The following is a 10,088-nucleotide window of genomic DNA, read 5'->3' on the forward strand; positions in this document are numbered from 1 at the left end:
AAAGGAGTTTCGTCTTTCCTTGACGGTATGTTTTGTCGTTGCGTATAATTAGTTTCATTAATTGAGGGAGGCACGGTAATGAATAAGCAAAATGAAATTGTGGTTGTCCTTGACTTTGGGGGCCAATACAACCAGTTAATCGCCAGAAGAATCCGGGATCTTGGCGTATACAGCGAGCTGTTGCCGTATAACACACCGGCAGAGAAGATCGCAGAATTGGCACCAAAAGGTATTGTATTCTCCGGAGGTCCATCCAGCGTGTACGCTGAGAACGCTCCGCATGTAGATCCGGGTGTGTATGATTTGGGACTGCCAATCTTCGGTATTTGCTACGGTATGCAGCTTATGGCACAGCAGCTTGAAGGTAAAGTAGAGCGTTCCGAGAAACGTGAGTACGGAAAAGCAGACCTTGAGTTTGCTGCAGGTGCTGCACTGGCACAGGGCATTGAAGGCGAACATACCGTATGGATGAGTCATGGTGACCATGTAGTTACATTGCCTCCGGGCTTCAAACTGGATGCAGGCACGGAAAGTGCGCCGATCGCTGCAATGAGTAACGATGAGCGCAAATTGTATGCTGTTCAGTTCCACCCGGAAGTACGTCACTCTGTTCGTGGTAACGATATGATTAGCAACTTCCTGTTTAATATCTGTGGTTGCGAAGGCAACTGGACGATGGAAACATTTATTGAGGACACGATCAAGGATATTCGTGAAAAAGTGGGCGACGGTAAAGTACTGTGTGCACTTAGCGGTGGTGTGGATTCTTCCGTTGTGGCTGCATTGCTTCACAAAGCGATCGGTGACCAACTGACATGTATGTTCATTGACCACGGTCTGCTGCGCAAAGGCGAAGCCGAAAGCGTAATGGAGACGTTTGTTGGCAAATTCGATATGAAAGTTGTCAAAATTGATGCACAGGAGCGTTTCATGTCCAAGCTGGCTGGCGTGGATGATCCGGAACAAAAACGTAAAATTATCGGTAACGAGTTTATTTACGTATTTGATGAAGAGTCCAAGCAGTTCGATGATTTCGAATTCCTGGCGCAAGGTACACTGTACACGGACATCGTGGAAAGTGGAACTGCAACAGCACAAACGATCAAATCTCACCACAACGTGGGTGGATTGCCTGAAGATATGAACTTTAAGCTGATTGAACCACTGAGCACCCTGTTTAAGGATGAAGTGCGTAAAGTGGGTACAGAGTGCGGCCTGCCGGACGAAATTGTACACCGTCAGCCTTTCCCAGGTCCGGGTCTGGCGATCCGTGTTCTTGGAGAAGTTACGGAAGAGAAGCTTAAAATCGTTCGTGATTCCGACTACATCCTGCGCGAGGAGATTGCCAAAGCGGGCCTGGACCGCGAAATTTGGCAATACTTCACGGCTCTGCCAAACATGAAGAGCGTAGGCGTTATGGGTGATGCTCGTACGTATTCTTACACTGTAGGTATTCGTGCCGTAACATCCATCGACGGTATGACGGCCGACTGGGCACGTATCCCTTGGGATGTACTGGAGAAAATCTCCGTACGTATCGTAAATGAAGTTGATAACGTAAACCGTATCGTCTATGACGTAACTTCCAAACCACCTGCAACAATCGAGTGGGAATAGTTTTACGAACAAACGGTATTGAACGAAAAGAAACTCCCTTTGATCATGTATTACACATGTCAAAGGGAGTTTTTTTTGTTGTGCCAGTAATGGGTTTACAAAGCCTTAATTCATTCAGGCCTTTCAGTGTTATCGGTGTAGTACAGCCGGAAAATGATGTCTTGATTGTGATTTCCGAATCCTTCTCCGAATAACGTAACGCCGCCGATGTGCTCTGCATCTTCCTTGACGGCAATGCGAAGGGACCAGTAGCTGTTACGGATGCCAATATCATCGATGGTAACATCGGACAATTTCACACCATCCATAAACGTGCCTTCCTTTTTGATAATGAGATGTTTCAGGAGGCCGTATTGATTTACACTTTCAAACCACCAAGGCGGATTCAGTTTACCTTTTCCTCCAAAGTCACCCGGGCTCGTCCACATTCCTACCTCAACGCCATTAACGATAAACGAAATATCGGAAGGCCAGTTGTTGTTGGTAAGAGGTGCCTCGGAAGAGATCTCCATCGATATCTCCAATTCCTCCGGATTCTCATCTCCCATTAGGTAATTGGGTACCTTGTATTCGATATATCCTTGTCCAAACCACAGGATTTTGGCTTTGAGTCGGTCCGGATCAAGGAAATACCGGGGATCATCAAAGATACCAATGATGGAATCTCTTGTACATATGCCACAGGTTGGCTTGATCTGCAGATCAGTGAAATGCCCTACGGATATTTCGGTTTTGTGAATCTCACGCTGGATGACGTCCTTGGTTGGGAATGCGATTTCAAGAGTGTCCATACGAAGAGAGCAGACCTTTTGGGCCGCTCCACCTTTGCCCGGAGCCATGTTGGATTCGATCACACCGGCTTTTTCTAATTTTTTGACATGCATGGTCATGATGGCACTACTAAGTCCAAGCGCTTCGGCCAGTTCTTTTATATTCATAGAGTTTTTAGACAGCAGATGAACGATCTGAATGCGCACACTGCTAGAAAGGGCTTCGAAGATATGCAGGTTTTTTTCGTTCAGGTCGATTTTCAATGTAATTCCTCCGAAGAAATGAAATATTAACATTTATATGAATAGTAAACGTAGAATATTATAATATCGGAATTCGAAAATAATCACAACGTTTTTATATAAATAATACCAGATATACAACTTAAAAACAGAACAATTCGGAAAAATGTAAAAACAAACCATGAAATAACCAAAAAAACCCTGCCAACTCATTGACACGTGCTGCTTGATAACTTAATATTTAGGTGAATTAATAACAGATTTACGAATATATAAACAAAAACATTAACCTATTGTGCAGAACAGGAGATGACAACGTGAGTACAGTTTCGAAGCAGGAATCATTTGTTAATCCGATTATACCGCAACGAGCCGATCCATGGGTATACAAACATACCGACGGCTATTATTATTTTACAGGTTCCGTGCCTGAGTATGATCGAATTGAGGTTAGAAGAGCTCGCTCTGTTCAAGAGCTGGATAGCGCTGAGCCGGTCGTAGTATGGCGCAAATATGACGAAGGACCGATGAGTGCCAACATTTGGGCACCGGAAATTCATTTTGTCAACGGTAAATGGTATATCTATTTTGCTGCAGCACGAACAACGGCTACGGTGGAAGGGCTTTTTGATCATCGCATGTTCGTGTTGGAAAATGCCTCAGCTAACCCGCTTGAAGGCGTTTGGGAAGAAAAGGGGCAAATCAAGACAAAATGGGAAAGTTTCGCACTTGATGCGACCTCATTCCTACATAATGACGTTCAATATTTGGTCTGGGCACAGAAAGATCCGGACATCGTGGGCAATTCCAACCTGTATATTGCATCCATGGAAAATCCGTGGACACTCGCTTCCGAACAGGTGATGATTGCTGAACCGACGCATGATTGGGAGAAAATCGGTTTTCTGGTCAATGAAGGTGCAGCAGTGTTGAATAGAAATGGCAAAATATTTATATCCTTCTCCGCAAGTGCTACAGATCATAATTATTGCATGGGGTTGCTGTATGCAGAGGAAGGGAGCGACCTGTTGTCACCGAAAAGTTGGACAAAGCTTCCAGCCCCTGTATTTCAAACCGATGTAGAGGCGGGACAATACGGTCCCGGGCATAACAGTTTCACCGTGTCGGAGGACGGAAGTCAGGATATTTTGGTCTATCATGCTCGCAATTATAAAGAAATTGAGGGAGATCCACTCTATGATCCGAATCGCCACATGCGGGCACAGGTCTTTGGTTGGGACGAGTTTGGATTCCCGTACTTTGGCAAACCCGTTCCAGATGGTCGTCCTGTGAACGTATAGAGCTATAACATAAATAAAAAATAAAAATGGAACAAAGTGGTTGACAAATGTAAGCGCTATGAATTACGATAAATTCACACAAATGTTAATGATTAATTTATGTATTAACGTTTGTGTGATAGAGCGAAGGGAGTGCTCCTAGGCAAGCTTCCTTCAGTAAGGGTACTTTAGCAGCAGGGCCGGTTTCCGAGAAGAAAATTGCAGAGCCCTGTGATTTTCTTGAATATTTGAATGCGTTTACAAATGTGCTTAGGATTGATTATTCTAGGGGGGTTCTTGTGTGAAACGTACAAAAAAAGGTTTTGTAATCATGGTATCTACACTGCTTCTGCTGGTTTTTGTGCTGTCGGGTTGCAGCTCAGACGACAAAAATACGATTACGTTCTGGACGCCTCTGACTGGAGAAGATGGAGCTTATATGGACCAGTTAGTTAAAGAATATAACGCCACTGAACCAGAAATCAAATTAAAACATGTAATTACGTCTGATATGTACACCAAGCTGTCTACGGTAATTAACTCCGGTAAAGGGATTCCGGATCTGGCTATTATCCATGCTGACCGTGTTCCGGGCTTTGTGAAGCAAAACGTACTTGAGCCCATGACTGCAATGCTGGCCGCGCAGCCGGAAATCAAGGAAGAGAACTATTTGCCCCAAGCATGGTCGACAGGAACCATTGATGGAACACAGTACACTGTTCCTCTCGATATCCACAGTAATGCGATGTACTACAACAAGGATTTGCTGAAAAAGTATAACGCGGAATCATTCCTGGATGATGATATTGTCACGATTGATGAGATGCTTTCCTTGCAAGGCAAATTAGATGAAGGAGACTTCGTCGTGAATGATGCTTTGCTCGGATGGGTTATCCTCGGACAATTGCAGAATGTGGGCGGAGATGTGCAGAAGGATGGGAAACCAGCGCTGAACACTCCTGAAATGAAGGCTGCGTTTGAAAGTGTCAAAAAGATCGCTGATGCCGGTCTCATGACTCCGTTTGGCGAAGATGGATACCTGATGTTCCAATCCGGCAATGTCCTGTTTTCTACAGATGGTACATGGAGCTCAACCGCTCATGCCACTGTTGAAGGTCTGAATTTCGGCGTGACTAATGTCTATTCACCTACAGCTGATAAGTTTACAAACCGTTCTTCGTCCCACCTGTTTGCCATGCTGAACAATGAAGCGAGAACAGATGAGAAGGAACAAGGGATCGGTAAATTCCTGGAGTTTATACGTCAGAATTCAATGGAATGGGCCAAAGCGGGACAGACTGTTGCGAGTAAACAGGTTATCGAGAGTCCGGAGTACAAAGACTACATGCAGTCGTTCTTTACTTCGAATGAGAAGGAGATTGAATCGCTCTACATCTACACGTACGAGTATTACCCGTATGTAGCTGAAGCGGTTGACAAATACGCGGCTGATATTGTTCGTGGCAATGTGGAGCTGGATGCGACACTGCAAACCATGCAAAAAGAGGTTGAGGACAAAATTGCTCAAGGTAGCAGTGGGGCCCAGTAACACTTGAATTGCATAACGGATGTACTGTACATCTCGCCATTCTACTGTAATAGAAGCAATGTGTCGCAAGAGTGGCACATTGCTTTTCCCAAAGGAGAAATGAAAGGATATGAATAAACGATCATTTGCACCGTTCTTATTTGTCGGTCCTCATCTAATCCTGTTTTTGGTGTTTATACTGCTGCCGACGATCTACGGGATTTATGCCTCTTTCACCAGATGGAACCTAATTAACGATCCGGTTTGGGTCGGTTTTGAAAATTATAGGACGATCCTGTTCGACCAGGATTCCTCATTTCATTTTCAATTCTTTAATGGTTTGAAGAATACGTTGATTTTCGTGGCACTGAGCGTTCCGCCGTTAATCATTATTCCGCTGCTTGTTGCTGTAGCCCTTGAACATAAAAAGGTGAAATTCAAAGGCTTCATGCAGGCGATTATCTACATTCCAGGTATGATCTCCATATCTGCCGCGGCGCTCATCTGGTCTCTTATTTTCAATAAACAGCTCGGCATCACCGGTAACGTATTTGGATCAGAGATATCCTGGGCAGCCAATCAGCCGTATGCTTGGATCATTATTATTGTGATATCTGTGTGGGGAGCGGTCGGAGGTAACATGATTATCTATCGCGCTTCCATTAATGGTGTACCTAGCGATCTGTATGAAGCAGCCGAGATGGATGGTGCCGGTCCGGTACGCCGATTCTTCAGCATTACGCTGCCTTCCATCCGTTTCCCGTTGATCTTTACATTTGTCATGACAACAGCGGGTTCGTTTAACGTATTTGGTCAGCCGCTGATGATGACCGATGGTGGACCACAGCAGACTACGCATGTTCTCATGATGTATATTCGCCAGCTTGCGTTTGGCTCCGGTGAGTCAGTGGCAGGTATGGCTTCCGCCATGGCTGTGCTGTTAGGACTGGTTATTCTGGTCATCTCCGCATTGCAATATTACGTAATGAACCGGAACGCCAATTAGAGGAGCAGGATCGAACGTGGATCGGGAAGGAGCAGGTATATCAACATGGTCAAAAAAATAAGTATCTCCAAATATATATCCTATCTATTTTTGGTAACCATTTGTGTCATATGGGTGGTGCCCGTTATTTTCGGGATTACGACTTCATTTCGCTCGCAGGCAGAAGTGGTGTCGGCCGGGTTCCGATTATTTCCCAAAGAGTGGGACTTTAATAATTACGTCGCCATACTGGACAATACATCAACCGCTCCGATTCTGAGATGGTTGAGCAACTCACTGCTCATTGCAGTATCTCACACGGTGCTTGTTGTTTTTATCATTTCCCTTACAGGCTATGGATACACAAGGTTGAAGTTCAAAGGGAGAGATGCCTTGTTTTTCACGCTTCTCGGGATTTCATTTTTTCCGGGTGTCGTTAACCTGATCCCTTCCTACAAAATCATTGAGGCGCTTGGATGGGTCAATACAGCTTGGGCCATGATTATTCCGGGGCTGGCAGGTATGGGGAATATCTTCCTCGTTCGTCAGTTCATGAAAGGAATACCTGGCGAGCTGGACGAATCTGCTAAGGTTGATGGTGCAAGTGATTTCCGGATTTATTACTCCATTATTTTACCCCTAGTGAAACCGGTATTGATTGTGTGCGGTCTTTTCTCGTTCATTGGGTCCTGGAATGACTTCCTATGGCCGGTTATCGTATACACAGATGTCGAAAAAATGCCGATTACTGCTGGACTGCTGTTACTGCAGGATATCTACGGCAACTATCGCATGATTGGACAACTAATGGGGTCGGCAATTCTGGCCATTATTCCAACACTCGTGCTGTTTATTTTCGCGCAAAAGTATTTCCTGCAATCGATTAACCTGAATTCGGGAATTAAAGGTTAAAAGCTGAGCTGCTGCATTGTTTGTTAAACTGTTATTTTATAGTAGGAATGATGTATGGGTTGTATTATGAGCTGCCGTATATACGGTGGCTTTTTTACGATAAAATTTATAGCGCTTTCAAAACACGAACGTTCCCGTGGGAACATATAATTAACATTCGTTTTTATCATTGACAGAAAAGGCCGGCGCTTCTAAAATAGGGATGGGAAAACAAACAAATAGCGCATACTACTTCGTATAATCCTGGGGATATGGCCCGGGAGTTTCTACAAGATCACCCTAATGATCTGGCTACGAGCAGGAGAGGCTAAGCACAGCAAAAGTTCTATATGACTGCGTGGTTAACTATAATGGACGCACATTAGAATTTTTTTTGTTCTTGGCGATAGGCTACACCTCTCCTGATAGCTAACCCTGGGTGAAGTAAGTCCGTCCAGGGTCTTTTGTCGTTTTTCAAAATGGCTTCAACATCTCTAAGGGGGAGTTAGTGGATTATGGATCGTTTCTTTAAACTAAAAGAAAACGGAACGAATGTTAGAACGGAGATTGTTGCGGGTCTTACTACCTTTATGACCATGGCGTACATCCTTTTTGTTAACACATTGTTCCTCGGATCGGCCGGGGCGGGGATGTCGGATAATGCAGTGTTTTTTGCAACAGCCGTAGGTGCTGGGCTTATGACCATCATTATGGGATTGTTCGTTAACATCCCGATCGCCCTCGCACCGGGTATGGGATTGAACGCATACTTCATGACGGTTGTATTAAGCTCTAATGGGGCCATTACTTGGCAGGCTGCTCTCGGAGCGGTATTCATCTCGGGTATCGTATTTATTATCTTGACCGTGACGAGAATTCGTCAGATGCTGCTTGTGGCTGTACCTCAAACATTGAAAATGGCCATTACGGTCGGTATCGGTCTCTTTATTACTATTGTAGGTTTCAAATTGGCCAATCTCGTTGCTGTTACGGTTAATGTTGCGCCAGATGCAGACCTAAGCCAGCCGATTCCCGGCAGCAGTTTTAATTTGTCGCTCGGTAATTTTGTGACGCATCATGATGCGCTATTGGCATTGATTGGATTGATCCTTATTGCTGTACTGATGGTTATGCGTGTAAAAGGTGCGCTGCTCATTGGTATCGTTGCTACAACTCTAATTGGTATTCCGATGGGTGTTACGAATCTTAGCGGGCTATCCGGTGCAAGTTGGCTGCCTAATTTCAGTGATTTGGCTGTTGGGCAGCTGGACCTGAAGGGCGCAATCAGCCTTGGATTGTTTGAAATTATCTTCATCTTTACCTTTGTTGAATTGTTTGACACGTTCGGCACAATGGTTGGGACTGCGACCCGGATGGGGATTATGAAGGATAAGCAAAAAGGCGAGAAAACAATTGGTAAAGCAATGCTCGTCGATGCAGTAGGTGTAAGTGCGGGAGCGGCATTGGGTACGAGTACTATTACAGCATTCGTTGAGAGTGCTTCCGGCGTTGAAGCGGGTGGACGTACGGGTTTGACTTCAGTAACGACAGGGATCTTGTTCATTCTGGCGCTGTTCATTGCTCCGCTTGCGCTGGTTGTTCCGTCTGCTGCTACAGCTCCTGCCCTGATTATCGTAGGTGTATTGATGATGAGCCAGGTGCGCAGCATTGAGTGGGATGATTTCCTTCAAGCGTTCCCTGCATTCCTTACAATTGTTTTGATGCCTTTCACAGGCGGGATTGCAAACGGGATCTCGGCAGGTATTCTGTCTTATGTTATTCTGGCCGTATTCAGTAACCTGGTTACGGAACGCAAAGTGAAGATTCACTGGTTGATGTGGATTCTCGCGATCATTGTTCTTGCCCGCTATATCTTTATGGGTGGAGAATAATTCAGTTCTACTATATAGAAGGACGAAAGCTACTGGGCTTAATCAGGGCTTTCGTCCTTTTTATTTATTATAGGATCAGAATTAAATCTCGCTTGAGAATTACAAGACTGTTCCTTTCATTATATAGTGGATAAGTTTCGTTCTATTATAGAAGGAAGGGAAAGTTGGTGAGAGAAAGGATGGGGTGATTTATAGCTTGGCTTCGAAAAGTGCGTCATTAAAAATACACAGCAGGAGTTTGATCAATAAAAGGACTCTTGTAGCACTATATGTTTATGTGACGTTAACGAGATCTTGGATAAGCTGCAACGTTTATGGTCAGGACTTTATTCGGTTTGACCTTTTGATGGTTGAGGTCATATAGCTGCTCATGCTGTAAACTTCGTATCTATATATAGAAGAAACTATTTGAACCGAAGTCTGTATTCACTCGTGATTGATTCTTATTGAAAAAAAGTACTTGCATAAAAAATCTGTACATGGTATATTCTAATTCCAGCCAAGAAAACACGAGATACACGGTGCGGTAAGCCAATTGAAAAGCTTCGAAAGAAACTTGAAAAAAAATGCTTGCTAAATTGGTTCGGATGTGATAAGATATAAAAGTTGCTGAAGAGAACAAGACTCTGATGCAAACAACGTTTGATCTTTGAAAACTGAACAACGAGTGAGTAACGATCTTACTTTGTAAGATCGAATAGCTGAGAAATCGGTACAAGTCATCTGACTGTATGATTTCGAAGCGAAAATGAGATTTTTAATCTCGTCAGATTCAAAATGAGCTAATCGCTCTTTTCAATACTTTATTGGAGAGTTTGATCCTGGCTCAGGACGAACGCTGGCGGCATGCCTAATACATGCAAGTCGAGCGGAGTTGATAGG

The 10,088-nt window shown here is 44.3% G+C and carries 7 protein-coding genes, 1 rRNA gene and 1 riboswitch; of the genes, 7 read left to right on the forward strand and 1 reads right to left on the reverse strand.

Annotated elements, in window-relative coordinates; genetic code table 11:
* The first annotated feature begins 78 nt into the window (after window positions 1-78).
* Window positions 79-1,617 (forward strand): glutamine-hydrolyzing GMP synthase, encoded by a 1,539-nt coding sequence (guaA, locus tag GUA98_RS26205; protein WP_193724893.1) that lies wholly within the window; start codon window positions 79-81, stop codon window positions 1,615-1,617.
* A 110-nt stretch (window positions 1,618-1,727) separates the two neighbouring features.
* Here guaA and GUA98_RS26210 read toward each other — a convergent pair whose 3' ends face one another.
* Entirely contained in the window at window positions 1,728-2,651 is a 924-nt protein-coding gene (locus GUA98_RS26210; RefSeq protein ID WP_153976868.1) for an ArsR/SmtB family transcription factor, read from the reverse strand.
* 296 nt (window positions 2,652-2,947) lie between these two features.
* Between GUA98_RS26210 and GUA98_RS26215 the strand changes: the two genes are divergently transcribed.
* The 6 genes from GUA98_RS26215 to GUA98_RS26240 form a co-directional block, all read left to right on the forward strand.
* Window positions 2,948-3,931, forward strand: coding sequence for a family 43 glycosylhydrolase (locus tag GUA98_RS26215; protein ID WP_193724894.1), 984 nt, complete (start codon window positions 2,948-2,950; stop codon window positions 3,929-3,931).
* A gap of 310 nt (window positions 3,932-4,241) precedes the next feature.
* Window positions 4,242-5,459 (forward strand): extracellular solute-binding protein, encoded by a 1,218-nt coding sequence (locus GUA98_RS26220; protein WP_193724898.1) that lies wholly within the window; start codon window positions 4,242-4,244, stop codon window positions 5,457-5,459.
* Between the two features lie 109 nt (window positions 5,460-5,568).
* Complete coding sequence (locus tag GUA98_RS26225) at window positions 5,569-6,444, forward strand: carbohydrate ABC transporter permease (protein WP_095293154.1); 876 nt, start codon at window positions 5,569-5,571, stop codon at window positions 6,442-6,444.
* A 45-nt stretch (window positions 6,445-6,489) separates the two neighbouring features.
* The gene (locus GUA98_RS26230) at window positions 6,490-7,335 is read left to right on the forward strand and encodes a carbohydrate ABC transporter permease (RefSeq protein ID WP_095293153.1); all 846 of its coding nucleotides are present in this window, start codon (window positions 6,490-6,492) and stop codon (window positions 7,333-7,335) included.
* A 213-nt stretch (window positions 7,336-7,548) separates the two neighbouring features.
* A riboswitch (purine riboswitch) is annotated at window positions 7,549-7,649 on the forward strand.
* 180 nt (window positions 7,650-7,829) lie between these two features.
* Complete coding sequence (locus GUA98_RS26235) at window positions 7,830-9,206, forward strand: NCS2 family permease (protein ID WP_153976870.1); 1,377 nt, start codon at window positions 7,830-7,832, stop codon at window positions 9,204-9,206.
* An 803-nt stretch (window positions 9,207-10,009) separates the two neighbouring features.
* Window positions 10,010-10,088 (forward strand): 16S ribosomal RNA (locus tag GUA98_RS26240); the annotation flags it as partial.

It is taken from the genome of Paenibacillus sp. P13VS (assembly GCF_015143645.1).
Classification (GTDB): domain Bacteria; phylum Bacillota; class Bacilli; order Paenibacillales; family Paenibacillaceae; genus Paenibacillus; species Paenibacillus xylanilyticus_A.